The sequence below is a fragment of the Bacillus sp. NS1 genome (genome assembly GCF_058248265.1).
The window spans coordinates 469,671-491,504 of record NZ_JBZAZF010000002.1; the positions used below are offsets into that span (position 1 = coordinate 469,671).

Sequence of the window (21,834 nt, forward strand, 5' to 3'; positions counted from 1 at the left end):
TGTAAAGGATGAAGGGAAGTAACACTTCGGGGGAAGGGACGGTATTTTCTCAGTCAAGAGTATGAAAATACAAAAAAGCGGCTTCCTAAATAGGAAACCGCTGATCATTATTTCGCTTGCACTTTGATTGTATGATCTTCTGCAGTGACATGAAAACTTGTGATCTCGCTATTGTCAAGCAGCAGATCGGTCATTTTATCTTCAATCCATTCTTGGATGGTTCTTCTGAGCGGACGTGCGCCAAATGAAGGGTGGTAGCCCAGCTCAGCGATTATTTCTTTCGCTTCGTCTGTCACACTCAAGCTGATGCCGCGTTCAGCCAATGTTTCTTCAAGTTCTCCAAGAAGCAGGCTGACGATTTTGACCAAGTGTTCTTTTTCCAGTGAGCGGAACTCAATAATGCTGTCAAAACGGTTGAGGAACTCAGGTTTAAAGAACATGCTCAGTGAATCAATCAATGTTTGTTCTTCGATTACACTGTCATCTGATTGGAAACCGACTTTCGTTTGTTTCTCACCAGCACCCGCGTTGCTTGTCATAATAATTACAGTGTCTTTAAAGCTTACGGTTCTGCCTTGGCTGTCTGTCAGACGGCCGTCCTCCATAATTTGCAGGAACATATGCTGAACGTCAGGGTGTGCTTTTTCAATCTCATCCAGCAACACGATGCTGTATGGATTGCGGCGCACTTTTTCTGTTAATTGCCCAGCTTCCTCATGGCCGACATATCCAGGCGGTGAACCGATGATTTTAGATACGGCGTGTTTCTCCATGTATTCGCTCATATCGAGACGGATGATAGCGTCTTTTGTGCCGAATAATTCATCTGCCAGCGTTTTAGAAAGCTCTGTTTTCCCTACGCCGGTAGGACCGACAAAGAGGAAGGAGCCGACTGGTCTGTTTTTGGATTTTAATCCGGCGCGGCTTCGTCTTACCGCTTTTGCAACTTTTTGAACAGCGGCTTCTTGTCCGATCACGCGTTCATGTAGTTTTGATTCAAGCTCTTTCATTTTTGTTTGTTCATCTGCCTGCAGTTTGCCGACAGGGATGCCTGTTTTTTGTTCAATGATATCCTGAATATGCTCAGCTTCCACAGTGACAGCGGAATGAGCAGAAGAGCTGTTCAGCTTTTTCTCCAATGCGATTTCTTCATCACGGAGTTTTGCCGCCAGTTCGTAATTTTCTTCTTCTAGGGCTTTCGTTTTTTCGGCTTCAATCGCAGTTAAGCGTTCAGCCGCATCTTCATCATTCAGTTCATCAATTAACAGGTTGGCTTTTGAACCAGCTTCATCTAATAAGTCAATGGCTTTATCCGGCAGGTGTCTATCCTGAATGTAACGGGATGATAAAGTCACACATGCTTTGATTGCTTCATCACTGAATGTCACACCATGATATGCTTCGTATTTGTCTTTGATCCCTTGCAGAATGAGGATGGCCTGTTCAATTGAAGGCTCCTGCACCATGACAGGCTGAAAACGTCTTTCTAGTGCGGCATCTTTTTCGATTTGACGGTATTCCTTCAGTGTTGTCGCACCGATGACTTGCAGTTCGCCTCTGGCAAGTGCAGGTTTAAGAATGTTGCCTGCGTCCATTGATCCTTCTGCAGAGCCTGCGCCAACGAGAAGATGAATTTCATCAATGAACAGAATGACATTTTTTCGTTCTTTCAACTCAGTGATCAGCTGTTTCATTCTCTCTTCAAATTGGCCTCTGATCCCTGTGTTTGCAACAAGGGATGCAACATCAAGCAAGTAAAGCTCTTTGTTTTTCAGTTTGTTTGGAACATCACCTTCAGCAATTTTTAAAGCGAGTCCTTCGGCGATGGCAGTTTTCCCTACACCCGGCTCCCCGATAAGAACCGGATTGTTTTTATTGCGGCGGTTCAGAATTTCGATCACGCGCGCCACTTCTTCATCACGGCCGATGACGGGGTCAATAAGGCCGGCTTTTGCTCCATTTGTAATATTTTGAGCCAGCTCATCAAGCAACCCTTTTTTCTCGCTATGTTTTGCTGCGCTTTGTTCATTCGGCTGGAATGCCTGTTCAAACGGAAATCCGAAAGATTGAGGACCCATGCTCATTGAAGGCTTACGGGTCAGTTCGTTATAGCAAGTTTCACATAGCACCATATGTTTATGAACGGAATTTATTTGCATGTTAAGGCGAATCGTCGCCTCGTTTTGATGACAATGTTGACAACGCATTTGCCAAAACCTCCTTAAAAATTTGATCTTCTTTGACCAATGAATGTGAATAAAAAGGCCGTTTTAATTTGACCTTCTTTGACTAATAGTATACGGCAAACTTATCGGCTTTCAAAACAATATGCTCAGAGCAGTCTGACTATTTGACTAACTTTGACCAATTGATTTTTAAAAAAGGCCGGTTAGTTTGACCAACTTTGATTAGTAGTATACTCTGACCTTCTTTGACTTTCAAGTCTTTTGCACAAAATATTTTTGATTTGTTTACACAGTAAAACATGTTTTCTTCGTCTTTTCAAGGAACTTGTCTCATAGGTTATAAAAAGGCATATATGGACAAAACTGCGGTTCGTTCGGAGGGGAGAAATGGAACAATCAAAAGGGTCTGCAAGTCAGCTTGCTTTTGTGTATATCGGCACAGTAGTCGGAGCTGGATTTGCGACTGGCAGGGAAATTGTTGAGTTTTTTCTGAAGTTCGGCTGGTTCGGTTTATTCGGTATCATCGTCAGCGGCGGAATGTTTACGTTTCTGGGGGCCAAGCTGATGGTCATTTCAAAGCGAATCAATGCTAAGTCATATCAAGAAATGAACATATTCTTGTTCGGGGCGACGGCTGGGCGGATTATCAATGTGTTTATGCTGTTTGTTCTCCTCGGTGTCACATCTGTTATGCTTTCTGGGGCAGGGGCGCTTTTTGAGGAACAGCTGGGGATGTCTGCTCAGATTGGGATGCTGATTACAATCGGATTGAGCTTAATGGTGATGACTAAAGGGGTAAAAGGCATTTTCGGTGTCAATGTGTTTGTTGTTCCTCTTTTGATCATCTTTTCTATGATCGTGGTGGCCGACTCTTTTATTTTCAGCGAGTCGCGGAACGCAGCTCAGTGGGTCTGGCCGCATCGTTGGGACTGGCTGTTATCTGCAGTTTCTTACGGAGCTTTGAATTTATCGCTTGCCCAAGCGGTTTTGGTTCCGCTGGCGAATGAAATGCCATCGGAAAAAGTGATAAAAAAAGGCGCTTTAATCGGAGGCACGATGCTGACGATTGTGCTGTCCGCGAGTTTTCTGTCTTTGTCGACTCTCCCGGATGTATTTTTGTATGATATACCGATGGCTCAAGTGGTTTATCTCTTTGCGCGATCTGTCCATTTGATTTATTTGCTCATTATTTTCGGTGAAGTGTTCACATCAGTTATCGGCAATCTATATGGATTGGAAAAACAAGTGCAGAGCTTTCTGCCAATGAAAAGCAAATATATCTTCGCAGCCATTATGATTACGGCTTATATCACAAGCCAAATTGGATACGGCAAGCTAATTTCAACGATTTATCCCTTGTTTGGCTATGTGAGCCTGGCCTTCATAGGCGCCCTGATTTGCAAAAAGGCTCCCCGGCGGCGCAGTTTGTAACATACATATATAATGAAGCGAGCCGTCATTGCAGAACGATGCTTGATCGAGAGCTAGGGGCTGACTTTTTTTATTGTCAAGAAAAACAACATTATGGTAAGATAGCAGAAGTGAAAAATTGAAGAAAATCCGTGCGATATGCGGGAGAGGTTCTAGCTACACCCTCTATAAAAAACTAAGGACGAGCTGTATCCTTGGATACGGCCTTTTTTATGTTTTTCTAGAGCACCTTCCGAAAAGGTGTTTTTTTGTGTGAATCAGCTGTAGCGATGTCTCTCGCCGAAAGTTTTGATTGCGGAGAAGGAGAGGAATCATGAAAAAAGAAAAAGCAATTGTCGTATTCAGCGGCGGTCAAGACAGCACCACATGCTTACTGTGGGCTCTAAAGGAGTTCAAAGAAGTCGAAACGGTGACTTTTCATTATAATCAGCGTCATTCGCAGGAAATCGAAGTGGCAAAATCCATTGCAGAAAAGCTTGGTGTGAAAAACCATTTGCTCGATATGTCACTTTTAAATCAGCTTGCACCAAATGCTTTGACTAGAAATGATATTGAGATAGAAGTAAAAGACGGTGAATTGCCATCCACATTCGTTCCGGGCCGCAATTTGGTATTCTTATCCTTTGCGTCTATCCTTGCATACCAAATTGGTGCGCGCCACATTATTACAGGAGTGTGCGAGACAGACTTCAGCGGTTATCCTGACTGCCGTGATGAATTCGTGAAATCTTGCAATGTAACCGTAAATCTGGCAATGGAGAAGCCGTTTGTAATTCATACGCCTCTCATGTGGCTTAATAAGGCAGAAACGTGGAAGCTTGCAGATGAGCTTGGCGCGCTTGATTTTGTAAAAAACAACACGCTGACATGCTATAACGGCATCATCGCAGACGGCTGCGGCGAATGTCCGGCATGCCACCTTCGTTCAAAAGGGTATGAAGAGTATATGGCGATGAAAGGAGAGCGTGCATAAATTGTTATCTCAAATTTATCCGCAGGCCCAGCATCCTTATTCATTTGAATTGAATAAGGACATGCACATTTCAGCTGCTCATTTTATCCCTAGGGAAAGTGCTGGAGCGTGCAGCAGGGTTCACGGGCACACGTATACCGTAAATATAACTGTTGCCGGCGACGAACTTGACGACTCCGGCTTCCTTGTCAATTTCAGCGTGCTCAAAAAACTGGTGCACGGAAACTATGATCATACGCTTTTAAATGATCATGAAGATTTTTCTCAGGACGACCGGTATTCGCTGCCGACAACTGAAGTCGTGGCGAAAACGATTTATGACAACGTACAGGCTTATTTAGACACATTGGAGAATAAGCCGAGCTGTGTACAGGTGTTTGTCCGTGAAACACCGACAAGTTACTGTGTCTACCGTCCGAAAAAGGGTGGTTTGAATGGCTAAAGGAATTCCTGTATTAGAAATATTCGGCCCGACGATTCAAGGAGAAGGCATGGTGATCGGACAGAAAACGATGTTCGTCCGTACAGCCGGCTGTGACTATTCCTGCAGCTGGTGTGACTCCGCCTTCACTTGGGATGGGTCTGCTAAAAAAGATATTCGCTGGATGACGGCTGAGGAGATTTTTGCAGAGCTTAAGGACATTGGCGGAGACGCGTTTTCCCACGTGACGATCTCAGGCGGCAACCCGGCCCTGTTAAAGCAGCTGGATGCATTTATCGAACTTCTGAAGAAAAATAACATCCGTGCAGCGCTCGAAACCCAGGGGACCGTTTATCAGGATTGGTTTACGCTGATTGATGATCTGACAATTTCTCCAAAACCGCCAAGCTCAAAAATGGTGACAAACTTTCAAAAGCTTGATCACATTTTGACTTCACTTAAAGAGAATAACAGACAGCATGCTTGCAGCTTGAAGGTAGTCATTTTTAATGATGAAGATCTGGAGTTTGCCAAAACGGTGCACAAACGTTACCCGGGAATCCCGTTTTATTTACAAGTCGGTAATGATGATGTGCATACGACAGATGATCAGTCACTGATTGCACATTTGCTTGGAAAATATGAAGCGCTTGTTGATAAGGTAGCTGTCGACGCGGAGCTGAATCTGGTCAGAGTGCTTCCGCAGCTCCACACCCTCTTATGGGGCAACAAACGCGGAGTATAATAGAAAGGAAGATAAATATGACGACAAGAAAAGAATCAGAATTAGAAGGTGTCACACTGCTTGGCAACCAAGGAACAAATTATTTGTTTGAATATGCGCCGGACGTGCTGGAATCCTTCCCGAATAAACATGTAAACCGTGATTACTTTGTAAAATTCAACTGTCCTGAGTTCACATCTTTATGCCCGAAAACAGGACAGCCTGACTTTGCAACAATCTACATCAGCTACATTCCTGATGAAAAAATGGTTGAAAGCAAATCATTAAAGCTGTACCTGTTCAGCTTCAGAAACCATGGAGACTTCCACGAAGACTGCATGAACATCATCATGAACGACTTGATTGAATTAATGGACCCGCGTTACATTGAAGTATGGGGCAAATTCACGCCAAGAGGCGGAATTTCCATTGACCCGTACACAAACTACGGAAAGCCTGGCACGAAGTATGAGAAAATGGCCGAATACCGTATGATGAACCATGACTTGTATCCGGAGACGATTGATAATCGTTAATTTTTCCGTTGTGTGATACGGAGTGTGAAACGAAGTGGAGTCACAGTAAAATCCGAACATTCAGCGTTAATTTTCAGCGGAAATGTGACCTGGTCACAGCGAAGTGTGACCCGAAGTGACCGGAGTGTGACCCGCACTAAGCTCAATAAAAGTCGGAAAAGTCACACCTGAAAATGGCTCTACTCATGGGAATTGTATTAAAAAGTGTGACCTGAGGTGCAACCTGAACTGTGACTTTTATGCAGTGAAAAATTGAAGTACAGAAGCAGATTAAGGCGTACAATTTGTACGTCTTTTCTTTTTTATCCGAAAGAAAAAATGCCTATCTAGAGATCATAGGCATTAAATATTATTATCAATATCTTCATTATTTTTTGGCTAAGTTTCTGAACCTTCTCTTTAACATTTGAAACAGCTCTTTTTTGAATTTCATCAAAGTTCTCCTGAATATAGTCCATGACACTTCTTATTAGAACTTCACTTTCAAAATTGAATATCTCATTTATTTCTGACTGTTCTTCATCTGTTAGGTGATGGTATTGAAGTTGTTTAGCATTTACTTCAGCAGCTACATCAATCCTAACTTAGTTGTTCTGGTTGTACAATTTCATATTCACCTTCTGCATACTCTTGCTCCGCATAATGGCTTCCCCATTGACAGAGCTCCTGCAAGATAGGTTTAAGAGATTCTCCAAGTTCAGTGGATGAATATTCAACCTTCGGCGGTACTTGATTATACATCTTTCTGCTCACAAGTCCACTGGCTTCAAGCTCTCTAAGTGTTTGAATCAGCATTTTCTGAGTTATATTTGGGATAATGCGCTTTAATTCACTCGTTCTCTTTGGTCCATTCATTAAAAAGTATAATACAAGGCCTTTCCATTTTCCTCCAATAACTTCCTTTGTCACTTCAAACCCACAGCTAAATTTTTTCATGTCTAAAGCTCTCCATTCCCATTTATTACTTTTTAGTTACTATATCACAAAAAAGTGGGTACTTCCGATAATGTGCTTACTAAAGGATACTATATCTTGTAAGTTGTTCTTCAAGTACTTAAAGGTACTAGACATAAAATAATATTAATTCTAAAGGAGTGTTAAGTATGGGTAAATTTGAAGGTAAAATAGCGCTTGTAACGGGTGGAACAAGTGGGATTGGTCTTGCTACAGCACAAAAGTTTGTAAACGAAGGTGCATATGTTTATATCACAGGACGTAGACAAAACGAACTTGATAAAGCTGTTAACCAAATTGGCAAGAACGTAACCGGTGTTCAAGGTGATATTTCTAAGCTTGAAGACTTAGACAAACTATATGACATTATAAAGCAGGAAAAAGGTAAGTTGGACATTCTTTTTGCTAATGCAGGCATCGGCAACTTCCTTCCATTAGGTGAAATTACTGAAGAGCAGGTTGATAGAACGTTCGACATTAACGTTAAAGGAACCATCTTTACTGTTCAAAAAGCGTTATCACTATTCCCGGACAAAGTAGGTTCTATTATTGTAACGGGCTCTACTGCTGGATCAATTGGCAACCCAGCGTTTAGTGTATATGGAGCATCTAAAGCAGCTTTAAGAGCACTAGTTTGCAACTGGATTCTTGACCTAAAAGGTACTGAAATCCGTGTAAATGTGGTTAGTCCAGGAGTTATTCTTACACCTGCATACGATGAGCTTTTTGGTGATGCACTTGAAGGAGCAATGGAAAATACCAGAAATACTGTTCCAGCTGGAAAAGTTGGGACCCCTGAAGAAGTAGCAAACGCTGTATCTTTCCTTGCTTCAGACGAAAGCAGTTACTTGACGGGTGTTGAATTGTTCGTAGATGGCGGGCTAGCACAGGTATAATTTCACTGCGCAGAGATTACAAATAGTCCCCAAAAAAGGTTAATGGGGATTTACTTGAAGAAGTCGTATAAAAAAGTCGTTTTCCTTAAAGGACAGGGAATTCGACTTTTTTATGTTTGAATTTGATTAACGTTGTAAATTCGCATTTTCCCGGGGCTACCACTAAATGACCTGTAAAAAAGATTACACTGTGATTAAATGTACTTAAAGTAACGGGGGCGTTGTATGTTCTAAAACTGGGAACTGGGTACATCCTAATAATTATAGGAGATCATTTAATGTAACAAGAGATGCATTGAATTTACCTAAACTTCGCTGCCATGATTTAAGACATACACATGCTACCTTTTTAATTGGGATTCTAAATTTTAACCCTAGGATTGTTCAGGAAAGATTGGGGCACGCACGAATTACAACGACACTAAAAACATATACTCATGTTCTTCCTGCAATGGACGCTGAAGTGTCTAAAAAACTTGATCAATCGTTTGGTAAGGTGTGAAATTGGTGTGACTTCATGATTAATGTCTAGAGCAAGTACTTATGGGACAAGACTTTGACCTGCCTTTTCTTCCACGAGGACTGCATGAATATCATCATGAATGACTTGATTGAGTTAATGGACCCGCGCTACATCGAAGTATGGGGCAAATTCACGCCAAGAGGCGGAATTTCCATTGACCCGTACACAAACTATGGAAAACCTGGCACGAAGTATGAGAAAATGGCCGAGTACCGCATGATGAACCATGATTTGTATCCGGAGACAATTGATAATCGTTAATCACTATAAAAGCGTGCCTATTATGACTTTTATGCAAATAAATTGCTATTGCAGAGGTAATGTAAGACGTACAAATGTGTACGTCTTTTTCTTTTAAGCACAAAAACAATTTATTAACGAAAGTATTTTGGCAGAAAGGCTAACAAAATCAAAGGAAAATATGTTGTAGATTGCTTTCTTTTTTTGTGGGGCATCCATATCCAATCACGTTATGTTGCACTTGAACGATTTTTATAGACTGGTACCGCGACAAATTATTTTACTTATACATACCAATAAAGTAGACACTAAAAAGTGAAAGAGAGGACGAAAATGTGTGAAAATTCTTTTTCTCGAGAGTCATCCCATGTGGCTTTATGGTTTACCAAATGGGTTTAGGGAAGCAGGCCATACCGTAATGATTTCGGGCCCTGTAAGCCGGGAAAATATTACTGAAATGATAGACGAATTTAAACCGGATCTAATAGTATCTATGGGATGGACACCAGAGCATTCAAAGGAAAAGCAAGTCTGGATTCGCAACGCTACTAAAAAGGTGAATATCCCCCTCGTTTATTGGGCAACCGAAGATCCGCTGCACACTCAAACCTTTACCATCCCATTAATTAAAAAGATGAAACCGGATTTTGTTTTCACCGTTACACCTTCCCTGTGTAAAACTTATGAAAGGATGGGGATTAAAGCAGCCCACTTAGACTTTGCATATCACGAAAGTATACATCACCAGATTAAACCATTGGAGAAATACAGTTGTGATGTAGCGGTGGTGGCCAACGCTTACCCTAATTTTCTTGAAGAACATCCGGAAGTGTTTCGTTCGTCCTCTTTAAAAACGCTTATTCGTCCTCTTATACGAAAAGGTATTCGCATTGATTTTTGGGGGAGAAATTGGGAAAAAATGAGTAAACATATAGGAAGAGAAATTCCCCGCAATTGGATTCATGGATACCTTGATTATACAGAAGCATATAAAGTTTACAGTTCAGCAAAAATCATTATCGGTTTGCAAAACTGTGAAAGCCAACTTACGCAACGCACCTATGAGATTCTTGGTTCCGGGGGGTTTTTATTGACATCGGATACACCAGCAGTTCGAGGTAAATTCAAACCTGGCCGCGATCTCATCGTTTCTTCCTCCCCCAAAGAAACATTGGAAAAAGTTAAATACTACTTGAATAATGATAGCGAGAGAAAAAAGATTCAGATAAAAGGTAAAAAGGCAGTAAAGAATGATTCCTATCGGCATAGAGCAGAGAGAATGATTGAGGTGCTAAAAAGCAGAGGAATCTTAAATAACGTAGGAGAAACCATTCATTATGTAGATGTTCTCAAAGAAAAATACGAGATTCATCATGTTACTCCCGGTGAAACATTAACGAAAATCGCCATGAAGTATAAAGTTTCTCTGCAGCAAATCATGGAGCTTAATCAATTCAAATCAGATCAAATTTATGCTGGACAAATTATTAAGATTAGAGAGAAACGGTCTAGAAATGTTAAAAACAAATTTTTCTAAAGGAGAGTAATATGAATGAAGGGAAAAATACCTAAAACAAGAAATCAAGAGAATAAAGTAAAAAGAACGCCTCGTTATATGGAATTTCCCGTGACATACGAGGTTTACCATGTGGAATCTGGCGATACATTATGGATGATTTCCAAATACTTTAATATTCCAGTACAACAACTTATCAATCTTAATAAGCTTTCTTCAGATAGAATTTATCCTGGACAAATGTTAAAGATAAGAGAAAGGTAATTTATGGGGTCTCGCAAACGAAACAAATTGAAATAGTTAATCTTCAATTTTTTTATTTGTTGCAATATGATATTTTGGGGAATGAAGGGGTTATGAGATGTTTCAAATGAGCTATTTCTATTCTGGATTAGGTTTCGATATTATTCAACACGCTGATCAAACTAACGGAGTATTAAAAGTCGTGTCTCCAGACTTTTTCTATATCAGAAAAAATGGATCATTGCTTCTCCGTTCGGCTAATCCTGATGTGATTAAAGCTCTCCATAGAAGAAAATTAAAAGTAGTTCCTTTTCTAAGCAATCATTGGGATCAGGATTTGGGAAGATTTGCGTTGAACAACCGAGTGCTCTTGGCAAAACAAATTTCTAATGCAATAGAAGAACTGGATCTGGACGGAGTTAATATCGATATAGAAAACCTTACAGAGAAAGATCGGAAGGCATTAACGGATTTTGTTAGACTAGTAAGAAAAGGCATTCCTGGGCATAAAGAGGTATCAGTTGCAGTAGCGGCAAATCCTTTTGGCTGGACGAGGGGCTGGCACGGATCATATGATTATGAGAATTTAGCTAAACATGCGGACTATCTAATGGTTATGGCCTATGATGAAAGTCGCCTTGCTGGGCCTACTGCAAGTGTAGGGTGGGTGGAAAAGTCCATTCAATATGCTCTGACCCAAAAAATCCCCCCTCAAAAACTAGTTTTAGGATTGCCATTCTATGGGCGCTGCTGGATGAATGGCGAATCTAACTCCCAAGCCATTCCCCTTTATCTTGTTGACTCATTAGTAAAAAGACATAACGGGACAATTATTTTTGACACAAAGAGTCAATCTCCAAAAGCTGTTTTTACGATCACCCACGATAAGAAAGGCTTATTACCTCCAGAAACGTATACATTATGGTTTGAAAATGAACAGTCTCTCAGAGCAAAAATAAAACTTGTTCAAAAATATAATCTGAAAGGTCTTGGCAGCTGGAGTCTTGGACAAGAGGATACTTCAGTCTGGAATAAAGTGTTTAAAAAAATATAGGCGGAAACAATTGATAATCGTTAATATCATTTCTCCTGCGAAATGCAGGGGATTTTTTACATAAAAAAAGACGAGTGAATTCGGGGGGGAATTCGACTCGCCGCTTTCTAATGAAAAGACGGGATGCTGGATGGCAGCTCGTCTGTTTTATTATAGATTAACGAACATATGTTTGTAAAGGTGTCTTTTCTAAAGAATTGGTTAACATAACAAGCCGGAACAGATTCATTGTAAACGTTCGTTAAGGTATGCTAAGATGCATGGACTATAAAGGAGTGATATGAAGTGAAGACATTACGATTAAACGATGTAACGTTAGAAATGGCTGCATATCAAGAGGAGAGCGAGCCGAAGCGCAAAATTGCATTTACTCTAAACGTTACGAGTGAGACTTACCATGATATCGCTGTCCTGTTGTATGAAAGAACGTTTAACGTCGAGGTTCCGGAACGAAATCTTGCCTTCCGGGGGGAAATTACAAATTATTCAACATCATTGACCAACCTGTATGAAGCAGGATCTGTCAGCGAGTTCTATATAGAAATAACGGAAACAGACAAAAACGCCGATTCATAATCGGTGTTTTTGAGGTAAAAAAGCTGCCGGCCGGCAGCTTTTGAGAAAGCGAATTTCATATGTAAGGTGTTTAATTGTCCGTCTTGCAGTTTTTAAAATGAATGTGGAAATAAGGAGGTTTTAATAGGAGTCTCTGATGATCTTATAATTTTTATGATTTACAACTGTCAATGAATCTAACTCAAGATCCCGATAGTTATCCATAATCGTTACATCAACGATAACAGAATTCTCATTTACTTTTTCAACAACACCGGTTAATCCGTTTTTAAATTCAATGACGTTTCCAACCTTTGCGATTTTCACAAGCTTCCTCTCCTTTAAACATAATAATGCCTTTTGAAAGTATTTTGCAGTATTTTCATTGAGAAGTAAAGCGATAAGGAGTTTTATCTCCCTAATGAATTGTCCCGACGTTATAAAGATGGTATATTGATTTTCGTCAAAAGAAAGAAAAGGGGGGATTTTCATTGCGTCCAGAAGAAATAACAGAAATGATTGAACAGCTGCGCACCGGCGCAATAAACGAACTGAGAGTCCAGAAAGAGCATTTCCTGGAATTCAGGGCTGTGTTATCTAAACAAGATGATTTTAAACATTTCCGAGGAATTGCCCAGCAAGGCGGGGATGTTATATTTCAATATTTAGAACAGCCAAGAAGCTGAAGGTTTCTCATACGTGAGAAGCCTTTTTATCATATATGACAGAATACAGGCCTTTTATTACAATCAGTTGTAACAGGTGTAAACAAAATGTAAAACATAAAAAATGGATAAAAATGTTTTTGATTGACAATATTTATGGAATTTTAGGCTGTTTTTCTTCCATTAACCAGCCTGTCATCCGGTATATTCCATCCTGATGCCTCCTTGGGAGAGTTGGAAAATCTTTTTCCGTGAAAATGAATTGATCTCTTGTTAAGGTTATGAAGTGTTTTTTTGAGCACTTTAAGGAGGAAACGGTATGACGACGAAATTTACTGCTCTGGCTGTTTTTCTTCTTTGTTTCATGCCTGCAGCAAAAATTGAACATACACAAGCTTCACTACTGAGCACAAAGAAGACAAAACATGAAGAAGCGAAATGGCTTACACATATAGATCAAGGCAGAGAAGAATCTTTCCCTTCACTGTCTGCTGATAAGGACCAGAAAAAAATAAAGCCGATCAAGCTATCAGCACACACTGAAAAGAAAGAGAAAGACAAGCCAGACAAAACAACAGAAAAGAATGAAACATATACACAGTCTGAAAAAGATTTGCTGTCCCGTCTCGTTCACGCAGAGGCCAAAGGAGAATCATATAAAGGCAAGGTAGCTGTAGCAAGCGTTGTGCTGAACAGAACAGAGAAAAAAGGTTTTCCTGATACCATTAGAGGGGTTATTTATCAGAAAAACGCCTTTGAACCAGTCGCAAACGGAAGCATTAATCAAAAGCCTGATAAAGAATCGGTTGCTGCTGCCGAAGAAGCGCTGTCCTCAAAAAATAGAGAAACAGATGCTATATTCTTTTATAATCCGAAAACAGCGTCAGATGATTGGATTCGTTCAAGAAAAATCATAGAAAAAATCGGCAGGCACGTTTTTGCCATCTAAGCATAGAAGAGACAATTTGTCTCAGCTGTGCTTTTTTTCATATAAAGAGTAAAAATAAAATAATTTATGAACTTGTCTCATATGATGTTGGTAACAAGAGACAAGGAGAGACATCATGAATCGATTTGTGAAAGGGATCATTCTTTTATCCATTGCCGCCTTTTTCGCTGAATGCCTTGAATTTGTCGTGAATATGATTTTGGCGCGGGAGCTTGGCGAGCATGGGATGGGGCTTTACATGAGTATTTTGCCCACGATCTTTTTAATTATTGTCATCGCAAGCCTGGAACTGCCGATCTCAATTTCTAAATTCATTGCCGAATCAAACCCTAAGCTCCATGAAAGCATGCTGAGGCACGCATTCAGAATGACGGTCGTTTTTACAGCGTTTTCTACTGCCGCCGCCAGTATTGCGCTTCCGTTTATTCCGGTATTTGATACATACCACCCGTTTATTAAAGGGATTGTTATCGGCTTAATTCCTATTGTCGCCTTTACTTCAATCGCCAGGGGCTACTTTATGGGTGTGCAAAAAATGGGGAAGATCGCAATCGCCAATGTGCTGAAAAAAATCATCCAGCTTTTGTGCTTATTCCTCTTTTTTCAATGGTACTCATTTGAATTGGACATGGCTGTGCTGATTTCCTTGTTTGTCTTAGTTGTGAGTGATGTGGTTGTGCTTGTTTATTTATATTCGCAATTTATCATAGCGAGGCGGGCGGTATCCGGCCAGCAGCACATTCATTTGCGAGGAAAGGATGTGAGAAAAAGACTGCTTGCCGTTTCCATTCCTACAACAGGACTGCGCATTTTTCATGCGGTTGTCAATGCGATTGAACCCTTTTTAGTAAAAGGAGCGCTTTTGGCTGCAGGTGTTGCCGGGACAGCGGCAATCGATCAATACGGAATGCTGGCGGGAGTGGCTGTGACGATAGGGTCGTTTCCCGCTTTTATTGCCCATTCGTTAATGGTCGTCATGATACCGAGTATTTCGGAAGCTTATGCGCTTTCTCAGTATGATATCGTATTAAAAAGGATGAAGCAGTCGATTTTCATTACGTTTGGCTACGGCATACCGGCCGTCTGGATCATGTTCCAGTTTGCGGGACCTCTTACACATTTGTTTTTTCACTCCCCTGAAGCGCAGTATTACTTGCAGCTGTTGTGGCCTTACTTTCTCTTTCATCTGTTTGTCATGCCGCTGCAGGCGTGCTTAATCGGGATGGGGTTTGTGAAAGAAGCTTTTTATCACAATGTGTGGAGCCATATCGTTGCGCTAAGTATGATGTATGTGCTGGGATCAATGGAGAATCTGCAAATGCTTGGGATAATCCTAGGGATGAATACCGGGATGATTTTGCTGACGAGCCTTCACTATGTCACGATCTGCAAAGCGCTGCAGGTATCTGTTTTCCTAACGGGAGGAAACAGAGCGCCGCGAATTGAAGGATGATAAAGAAAAAGCAGGGGCAAGCTAATTGAAAAGCATGAAAGGAAGATTCCAAGTTGACGAAACGCTTGCTTACTGTATGCCTTGTGTTATTGGGGATGATTGCATCGTTTCCTGATGTGTCAGCAGCTGAGGATAAACAGCCTGCAGTTCCCGCTGTTTTTCTTATGAAAACGATAGAAGGGGAAGATATCTCGATCCCGAATAAAGGGCAAAAAACCATCCTGCATTTTTGGACATCATGGTGTCCGCCCTGCAAAAAGGAACTTCCCCAGTTTCAATCGTTTTATGATGCCCATCAATCCGATGGCGTAAAGCTGGTAACGGTGAATTTAGTGAACTCAGAACAAAACCAGCAAACTGTTGAAGACTTTATTAAAGCAAACAAGCTGACGTTTCCGATAGTTCTTGACTCAAAAGGAGAATTGATGAAGGAGTATCATATCATCACGATCCCAACATCATTTTTGCTGAATGAAAAGGGAGAAATTGAAAAAACAAAAATTGGCCCGATGACGGCTGAACAACTGAAAGAATGGACGGAAGAATAGCTGGGAGCATAGCCTCTCAGCTTTTTTCATATAGTGAAGAATCGGATAAATATTAATGATAATTATTATCAAAAAGAAATTAAAATAATTATAATTGAAATTCTCATTACGCATGCTATAATAAAGGAGACATCAAGAAATAACTGACAATAAAGCTGCCTTTTAGGCAGCAATTTTGTTTTTATAAAAGAAATGAAGATGATTTACGTTCTCAATTAGAGAGGAGAATTCGATATGAATGAACAAGTTATCGTTAAACACGATCCGCATGAGCCATTAAAAACAGAGCAGAGAGAAAAAAACCTGGCACAGCATGCGGAGCTTATCGCTGCACTCGTGTCAGGCGCTCTAATTTTGGCAGGCTGGCTCTTATCCGGACATCAAGTATTATCAATAACACTTTACCTGCTGGCTTTTGTGATCGGCGGATTTGCTAAAGCAAAGGAAGGAATCGAAGAAACGCTTGAATCCAAAACGCTGAATGTAGAACTTTTAATGATTTTCGCTGCCATTGGTTCCGCCTTGATCGGATACTGGGCAGAGGGTGCAATTTTAATATTTATTTTTTCCTTAAGCGGAGCTTTAGAAACATACACGATGAATAAAAGCAGCAGAGATTTAACATCTTTAATGCAGCTTGAGCCTGAAGAAGCAACACTGATGGTCGGTGGCGAAACCAAAAGAGTTCCGGTTTCGGATTTGCAGGCCGGTGATATGATTGTGATCAAACCTGGAGAACGCGTAGCGGCAGACGGTATCATTGAATCGGGATCAACAAGCATTGATGAGTCAGCATTAACAGGTGAATCAATGCCTGTAGAAAAAAACACCGGCGACGCGGTATTTACGGGAACTGTGAATCGCAACGGCTCTTTGACCGTCCGTGTCACGAAAGCAAATGAAGATTCGTTATTCAGAAAAATTATCAAACTGGTTGAATCTGCGCAAAGCAGTGTTTCACCCGCACAGGCTTTCATCGAACGATTTGAAAATGCTTATGTAAAAGGTGTGCTGATCGCGGTAGGGCTCTTGTTATTCGTGCCGCACTTTGCGCTGGGCTGGAGCTGGAGTGAAACCTTCTACCGCGCAATGGTGTTTATGGTTGTCGCTTCACCTTGTGCGCTTGTCGCCTCTATTATGCCGGCGGCGCTGTCCTTGATTTCAAATGGCGCCCGCAACGGTATGCTTGTGAAAGGAAGCGTCTTTCTTGAACAGCTGGGCTCTGTGCAAATGATCGCCTTTGATAAAACAGGCACTGTAACAAAAGGCCAGCCTGCCGTTGAGACTATCAAAATTGCAGAAGGATTCAGTGAAGCGGAAGTTCTTGAGGCCGTCTATGCCATCGAAACGCAATCAAGCCATCCGCTCGCTCAAGCGATAACAACGTACGCTGAAAGCCGCGGCGTAAATCAGTCTGGCTACATATCTATAGAAGAAACTTCAGGGTTTGGCGTTATGGCCGAAGTGTCGGGCGCGAAATGGAAGATCGGCAAAGCGGGTTTTATCGGCGAGGAAATGGCAGCACAATTTATAAAACAAACAGTACCAGATGTCAATCAAAGCGGCCATACGATTGTATTTGTAAAAAAGGATGACCAAATAGCCGCCTGTATCGCACTGAAAGATCAAATCAGGCCCGAAACAAAAGAGGTCATGGAAGAATTGAACCGACTTGGGATTAAAACGGCCATGCTGACAGGAGATCATCAGGACACGGCTCAAGCGATAGCGCAGGAAGCCGGAATGACAACTGTTGCGGCAGAATGCCTGCCTGACCAAAAAGTGAATGAAATCAAACGGTTAAAAGAAGAATTCGGAACGATTGCAATGGTCGGTGACGGAATCAATGATGCGCCGGCACTTAAAGCGGCGGATGTCGGCATTGCAATGGGCGGCGGAACAGACGTCGCTCTTGAGACTGCTGATATGGTACTCATGAAAAACGATTTGAAAAAGCTCGTAAACATGTGCCGCTTGTCACGGAAAATGAACAGGATTATCAAACAAAATATCGTGTTTTCTCTAGCTGTGATCTGCTTGCTGATTTGTGCAAACTTTTTGCAGGTGATGGAATTGCCATTTGGGGTGATCGGTCATGAGGGAAGTACGATCTTGGTGATCTTAAACGGGTTAAGACTTCTAAAATAAAATCAGCAGTCCAATTGGGCTGCTGGTTTTTTATGTATCAAGCTTTTCCTTCTTTTTTGTCTTTATCGGATTTTTTCGTAACCATGATGAGAGCAAGGATGCAAAATAGGCAACCTGCTGCACAGCCTATGATAGAGCTGTAATAATAAAAACCGACCATCTTCATGCCGATAAAAGGAGCGGAAATTCCCAAAACCGTTAAGAGCATAACTGCTTTTCGTCTGAAAAAATTCATCAGCAAAACGGAACAACTCCCTGTGCTTAAACTCTACTGTCAGTATACAGGAAGCGGGGCAGGAAATAAAATGGATCGAAAACGAAGGCGCCGCGAAAGGCAAACACCTCTAAAACCTGTTACAATAGAAGACAGAACAATGCATTGCAAATGGCAGGGAGGAACAAGAAATGAATAGAATACAACGCGTCTCTTCATGGTTAAAGGAAGCGGGGCATACTGCCGCATTTATTCATACGAAAGAGAATGTTTTTTACTTAACCGGTTTTTACACAGAGCCGCATGAAAGAGTAATGGGTTTATTTATTTTTCAAGAAGAGGAGCCTTTCTTTGTTTGTCCTGGGATGGAAGCAAACCAGGCCCGCAACGCAGGCTGGAATCATGAAATTATTGGTTATGCGGATCATCAAAATCCGTGGGAGCTGATAGAGAAAGCCTTGAAAAAGCGAAATATCAGCATACATACACTCGCGGTAGAAAAGGATTCGATCTCACTATCACGCTCAGAACAGCTGAAGCATTCAGTGGGCGGGGCTCAATTTGTTTCAGCAGAAGAAACACTCAATCAATTTCGCTTGATGAAAGACGACAATGAAATTCGTTTGCTGAAAGAGGCTGCAAAGCTTGCTGATTATGGTGTTGAAGTCGGCACAGCCGCTTTGCGTGAAGGCATCAGTGAAGTGGAAGTGCTCGCTCAAATCGAGTATGAGCTGAAGAAAAAAGGAATTCAGGGCATGTCTTTCTCCACAATGGTTTTGTTTGGAGAAAAATCAGGCCAGCCACATGGAAATCCGGGGACGGCCACGTTGAAGAAAGGTGATTTTGTTTTATTTGATCTCGGTGTGATTCTTGACGGCTACTGCTCTGATATTACAAGAACGTTTGCATATAAGACCATCAATACGAAGCAAGAGGAAATCTATGAGACCGTGCTTCAAGCGGAAAAAGCCGCGATTGAGGCAAGCAAACCCGGTGTCAGAATCGGAGATCTGGATTTAACTGCCCGCGGAATCATTGAAAAAGCAGGGTACGGAGATTATTTTCCTCACCGGCTGGGCCACGGACTCGGGATTTCTGTCCATGAGTACCCATCAATGAGCCAAGCAAACGATACTCTGCTGCAGGAAGGCATGGTCTACACGATCGAACCGGGTATTTATGTGCCTGAGATCGGCGGCGTGCGCATTGAGGATGACGTTCATGTCACAAAGGACGGAGCGGTTGCTCTGACTCAATATCCAAAGGAATTAATCATACTGTCGTAACAGGAAGTAAAAAAGGACTTTGTTCTCGACATCGTCCTTTTTTATCTGCATTAAATAAAAAAATCATCAAATGTTCGAAATGGTTTAATTTCATGTTTTTGGTTGAGAGGTTTTACTGCAAGACAGCTGCCGCCGAGAACAGTCAGACATAATCCAATTAAAATGAAGAAACCCATGTGATCTTCTCCTTTCAGCTCTAAAAACACAAAATATGTCTGGTCGTTCATATCATATTGTATGAAACGCATTCCAGATCAAGGGAATTTAGAAAGAAGGGAATCTATGGCTAATATTAAAGACATTGCAGAAAAAGCTGGTGTCTCCGTTACAACGGTTTCCCGCGTTATAAACAATCATCCTTACGTCAGTGAAGACAAAAGAAATAGAGTGCTTGAGGCAATGGAAGCATTGGCGTACACGAGAAATATCCACGCTGTGCATTTGTCGAAAGGATTTTCAAACATGATTGGTGTTGTCTTGCCGACGGTTAATCTGCCTTATTTTGCGGAGCTGATTGCAGGTATAGCCGACGCAGCCGCGGAATCCGGGATTCACCTCTCTTTATTCCAAACAAACTATGATGTTCAGAAAGAACTCTTTGCGTTGTCCCAATTAAAGCAGCGTCAGGTTGACGGGCTGATTTTTTGCTCAAAGGCGCTTGCTGATGAGAAACTCATGGAATGGGAAGGCCCGATATTGCTCTGCCAGAATTCAGACATCGGCCGTTTCCCAACCATCAGCATTCCTCACCAACAAGCATTCCGGTACGGATTGGACTATTTAATTGCCAAAGGGCACAAAAAAATAGCCATCTGTTTGGCTAGAAAAAAAGGCATGAACAGCCATTTTCGAATCAAAGCCTATAAAGAAGCATTGGAAGAGATCGGAGAGGCATTTCATGAAGACTGGGTGATCGAGAAAGCGATTACAATCAATGATGGAAAGGCACTTTTTCATAAGTGGAAAACGTGGAAGGAAAGGCCGACGGCTATTTTTGTTGCCAATGATCAAGTTTCAGCAGGGCTTTTACTAGAAGCAAAGGCCCAGCGGGTATCGGTACCGGATGAGCTTTCAATCCTAAGCGTTGATAACCATGAAATAAGCCAATCACTTGGTATCACAACAATCGATATTCAGACAAAGGAAATGGGAAAGCAGGCGTTTGCCATGCTGGAAAAAAGAATTCAGGGAAAGTCGATTGAAAGGAAAGTTCTGGATTACCGTCTCATCGAAAGATCGACTGTTTAGTGAAAGCGTTGAAAAAAGGTTTGACGCGCATTCCGTTCGTTATGTACGATATGAGGTATTGAATGACAAAGGAGCTGAGGATCGTGAATGGGTCCTTCACAGTGAAAAAGGTACTGAATAATAACGTCTTAATTGCTTCTCATCATAAATATAGCGAAGTCGTTTTAATCGGAAAAGGTATTGGTTTCGGGAAAAAACAAGATGATGTCATTGAAGATAAAGGCTACGATAAAATGTTCATTTTAAAGGACGAGAAGGAACAAAAGCAGTTTAAAAAGCTCCTTGACTATGTTGATGAAAAGCTCGTTGATATTTCAAACGATGTCATCTATCACATCAGCAATAGGACAAACCACCCATTAAATGAACATATTCACATTGCGCTGACAGACCATATCGCATTTGCGATCAAAAGGCAGCAGCAGGGCTTTGATATGAAAAATCCATTTTTAATGGAGACTCAGTCACTATATCCTGAAGAATATCAAATTGCCAAAGAAGTTATAGATATGATCAATGAAAAGGCGGGAATCTGCCTTCCGGAAGGTGAAATCGGTTTTATCGCCCTGCATATCCATTCAGCTCTGACAAACCGTCCGCTGTCCGAAGTCAATCAGCACTCGCAGCTGATGGCGCAGCTTGTCGAGGTGATTGAAGACTCGTTTCAAATGAAAGTAAACAAGGAAAGTGTCAACTATTTGCGGCTGATCCGGCATATCAGATTTACAATAGAAAGAATTAAAAAAGAAGAACCGACTAAAGAACCAGAAAAATTAATGTTGTTATTGAAAAATGAATATCCGCTATGCTACAATACAGCTTGGAAATTGATTAAAATCTTGCAGCAAACATTGAAGAAACCAGTTCATGAGGCGGAAGCGGTTTACCTGACGCTTCATCTGTACCGATTAACCAATAAAATTTCATAAATTCAGTTTATCCTTATAACGTGTTACTGATTCGATCAGGCATGAGTGATTGAGGGGAAAAAACGGGAAGTCCATTCTCGTTCTTTTGCGCACCCAATTTTGCTCATGCCCTTTTTGTTGTGTAAAAGGGCAAATGTAAACG

At 41.4% G+C, this 21,834-nt stretch carries 22 protein-coding genes, 2 pseudogenes and 1 riboswitch; of the genes and pseudogenes, 20 read left to right on the forward strand and 4 right to left on the reverse strand.

Annotation, left to right across the window (positions count from 1 at the left end; translation table 11 throughout):
- Nucleotides 1-107: 107 nt before the first annotated feature.
- A complete protein-coding gene (clpE, locus tag AC4CV5_RS07960) occupies nucleotides 108-2,207 on the reverse strand; it encodes an ATP-dependent protease ATP-binding subunit ClpE (RefSeq protein WP_222142718.1) in 2,100 nt (699 codons plus the stop codon).
- A gap of 366 nt (nucleotides 2,208-2,573) precedes the next feature.
- On the opposite strand from clpE, the gene AC4CV5_RS07965 reads away from it, so the two are divergent.
- The 5 genes from AC4CV5_RS07965 to queF all read left to right on the forward strand — a co-directional run bounded on the left by AC4CV5_RS07965 (nucleotide 2,574) and on the right by queF (nucleotide 6,271).
- Nucleotides 2,574-3,617, forward strand: coding sequence for a YkvI family membrane protein (locus tag AC4CV5_RS07965; RefSeq protein ID WP_490922418.1), 1,044 nt, complete (start codon nucleotides 2,574-2,576; stop codon nucleotides 3,615-3,617).
- A 140-nt stretch (nucleotides 3,618-3,757) separates the two neighbouring features.
- Nucleotides 3,758-3,802, forward strand: a riboswitch (PreQ1 riboswitch).
- Nucleotides 3,803-3,930: 128 nt separating this feature from the next.
- Nucleotides 3,931-4,590, forward strand: a complete 660-nt coding sequence (queC, locus tag AC4CV5_RS07970) for a 7-cyano-7-deazaguanine synthase QueC (protein WP_490922419.1) — start codon at nucleotides 3,931-3,933, stop codon at nucleotides 4,588-4,590.
- Nucleotides 4,583-5,032 (forward strand): 6-carboxytetrahydropterin synthase QueD, encoded by a 450-nt coding sequence (gene queD, locus AC4CV5_RS07975; RefSeq protein ID WP_072182858.1) that lies wholly within the window; start codon nucleotides 4,583-4,585, stop codon nucleotides 5,030-5,032. Before queC ends, queD begins: the two co-directional genes overlap by 8 nt.
- Nucleotides 5,025-5,756: a 7-carboxy-7-deazaguanine synthase QueE gene (gene queE / locus AC4CV5_RS07980; protein ID WP_072182859.1), complete on the forward strand. Its 732-nt coding sequence runs from the start codon at nucleotides 5,025-5,027 to the stop codon at nucleotides 5,754-5,756. The genes queD and queE overlap by 8 nt, the downstream gene beginning before the upstream one ends.
- A gap of 17 nt (nucleotides 5,757-5,773) precedes the next feature.
- The gene (gene queF / locus AC4CV5_RS07985; RefSeq protein WP_003218613.1) at nucleotides 5,774-6,271 is read left to right on the forward strand and encodes a preQ(1) synthase; all 498 of its coding nucleotides are present in this window, start codon (nucleotides 5,774-5,776) and stop codon (nucleotides 6,269-6,271) included.
- A gap of 579 nt (nucleotides 6,272-6,850) precedes the next feature.
- Here the strand turns inward: queF and AC4CV5_RS07990 are convergent.
- The gene (locus AC4CV5_RS07990; RefSeq protein WP_022553431.1) at nucleotides 6,851-7,207 is read right to left on the reverse strand and encodes a winged helix-turn-helix transcriptional regulator; all 357 of its coding nucleotides are present in this window, start codon (nucleotides 7,205-7,207) and stop codon (nucleotides 6,851-6,853) included.
- 167 nt (nucleotides 7,208-7,374) lie between these two features.
- Between AC4CV5_RS07990 and AC4CV5_RS07995 the strand changes: the two genes are divergently transcribed.
- The 7 genes and pseudogenes from AC4CV5_RS07995 (at nucleotide 7,375) to AC4CV5_RS08025 (ending at nucleotide 12,273) form a co-directional block, all read left to right on the forward strand.
- Nucleotides 7,375-8,121, forward strand: coding sequence for an SDR family NAD(P)-dependent oxidoreductase (locus AC4CV5_RS07995; RefSeq protein WP_222142723.1), 747 nt, complete (start codon nucleotides 7,375-7,377; stop codon nucleotides 8,119-8,121).
- A gap of 232 nt (nucleotides 8,122-8,353) precedes the next feature.
- Nucleotides 8,354-8,623, forward strand: a pseudogene (locus AC4CV5_RS08000) (tyrosine-type recombinase/integrase); the annotation flags it as partial.
- Nucleotides 8,624-8,692: 69 nt separating this feature from the next.
- A pseudogene (locus tag AC4CV5_RS08005) lies at nucleotides 8,693-8,905 on the forward strand (tunnelling fold family protein); the annotation flags it as partial.
- 316 nt (nucleotides 8,906-9,221) lie between these two features.
- On the forward strand, nucleotides 9,222-10,421 hold the full coding sequence (locus tag AC4CV5_RS08010) for a DUF3880 domain-containing protein (RefSeq protein ID WP_166853345.1): 1,200 nt from the start codon (nucleotides 9,222-9,224) through the stop codon (nucleotides 10,419-10,421).
- A gap of 15 nt (nucleotides 10,422-10,436) precedes the next feature.
- Nucleotides 10,437-10,664, forward strand: coding sequence for a LysM peptidoglycan-binding domain-containing protein (locus AC4CV5_RS08015; RefSeq protein WP_166853343.1), 228 nt, complete (start codon nucleotides 10,437-10,439; stop codon nucleotides 10,662-10,664).
- 97 nt (nucleotides 10,665-10,761) lie between these two features.
- The gene (locus AC4CV5_RS08020; protein WP_222142725.1) at nucleotides 10,762-11,697 is read left to right on the forward strand and encodes a glycosyl hydrolase family 18 protein; all 936 of its coding nucleotides are present in this window, start codon (nucleotides 10,762-10,764) and stop codon (nucleotides 11,695-11,697) included.
- A gap of 285 nt (nucleotides 11,698-11,982) precedes the next feature.
- Nucleotides 11,983-12,273, forward strand: coding sequence for a DUF3219 family protein (locus AC4CV5_RS08025; protein WP_166853340.1), 291 nt, complete (start codon nucleotides 11,983-11,985; stop codon nucleotides 12,271-12,273).
- A 120-nt stretch (nucleotides 12,274-12,393) separates the two neighbouring features.
- Here the strand turns inward: AC4CV5_RS08025 and AC4CV5_RS08030 are convergent, their stop codons facing one another.
- Nucleotides 12,394-12,579, reverse strand: coding sequence for a YkvS family protein (locus tag AC4CV5_RS08030; protein ID WP_003232446.1), 186 nt, complete (start codon nucleotides 12,577-12,579; stop codon nucleotides 12,394-12,396).
- Between the two features lie 164 nt (nucleotides 12,580-12,743).
- On the opposite strand from AC4CV5_RS08030, the gene ykzS reads away from it, so the two are divergent.
- The 5 genes from ykzS (at nucleotide 12,744) to pfeT (ending at nucleotide 18,015) form a co-directional block, all read left to right on the forward strand.
- Nucleotides 12,744-12,938: a protein YkzS gene (ykzS, locus tag AC4CV5_RS08035; protein ID WP_166853338.1), complete on the forward strand. Its 195-nt coding sequence runs from the start codon at nucleotides 12,744-12,746 to the stop codon at nucleotides 12,936-12,938.
- 298 nt (nucleotides 12,939-13,236) lie between these two features.
- Nucleotides 13,237-13,866, forward strand: a complete 630-nt coding sequence (locus AC4CV5_RS08040) for a cell wall hydrolase (protein WP_166853336.1) — start codon at nucleotides 13,237-13,239, stop codon at nucleotides 13,864-13,866.
- Between the two features lie 115 nt (nucleotides 13,867-13,981).
- Nucleotides 13,982-15,319 (forward strand): sporulation protein YkvU, encoded by a 1,338-nt coding sequence (gene ykvU / locus AC4CV5_RS08045; protein ID WP_490922425.1) that lies wholly within the window; start codon nucleotides 13,982-13,984, stop codon nucleotides 15,317-15,319.
- Nucleotides 15,320-15,414: 95 nt separating this feature from the next.
- Entirely contained in the window at nucleotides 15,415-15,867 is a 453-nt protein-coding gene (gene stoA, locus AC4CV5_RS08050) for an endospore biogenesis thiol-disulfide oxidoreductase StoA (RefSeq protein WP_248602762.1), read from the forward strand.
- A gap of 234 nt (nucleotides 15,868-16,101) precedes the next feature.
- A complete protein-coding gene (pfeT, locus tag AC4CV5_RS08055; protein WP_166853331.1) occupies nucleotides 16,102-18,015 on the forward strand; it encodes a metal-transporting ATPase PfeT in 1,914 nt (637 codons plus the stop codon).
- A 37-nt stretch (nucleotides 18,016-18,052) separates the two neighbouring features.
- Here the strand turns inward: pfeT and AC4CV5_RS08060 are convergent, their stop codons facing one another.
- Entirely contained in the window at nucleotides 18,053-18,256 is a 204-nt protein-coding gene (locus AC4CV5_RS08060) for a hypothetical protein (protein ID WP_166853328.1), read from the reverse strand.
- Nucleotides 18,257-18,420: 164 nt separating this feature from the next.
- On the opposite strand from AC4CV5_RS08060, the gene papB reads away from it, so the two are divergent.
- From papB to glcT, 3 genes are all read left to right on the forward strand, one after another.
- Nucleotides 18,421-19,515 (forward strand): di/tri-peptidase, encoded by a 1,095-nt coding sequence (gene papB, locus AC4CV5_RS08065; protein WP_166853326.1) that lies wholly within the window; start codon nucleotides 18,421-18,423, stop codon nucleotides 19,513-19,515.
- Nucleotides 19,516-19,797: 282 nt separating this feature from the next.
- The gene (locus tag AC4CV5_RS08070) at nucleotides 19,798-20,763 is read left to right on the forward strand and encodes a LacI family DNA-binding transcriptional regulator (RefSeq protein WP_166853324.1); all 966 of its coding nucleotides are present in this window, start codon (nucleotides 19,798-19,800) and stop codon (nucleotides 20,761-20,763) included.
- A gap of 83 nt (nucleotides 20,764-20,846) precedes the next feature.
- Entirely contained in the window at nucleotides 20,847-21,692 is an 846-nt protein-coding gene (glcT, locus tag AC4CV5_RS08075) for a glucose PTS transporter transcription antiterminator GlcT (protein WP_490337863.1), read from the forward strand.
- Nucleotides 21,693-21,834: the final 142 nt, after the last annotated feature.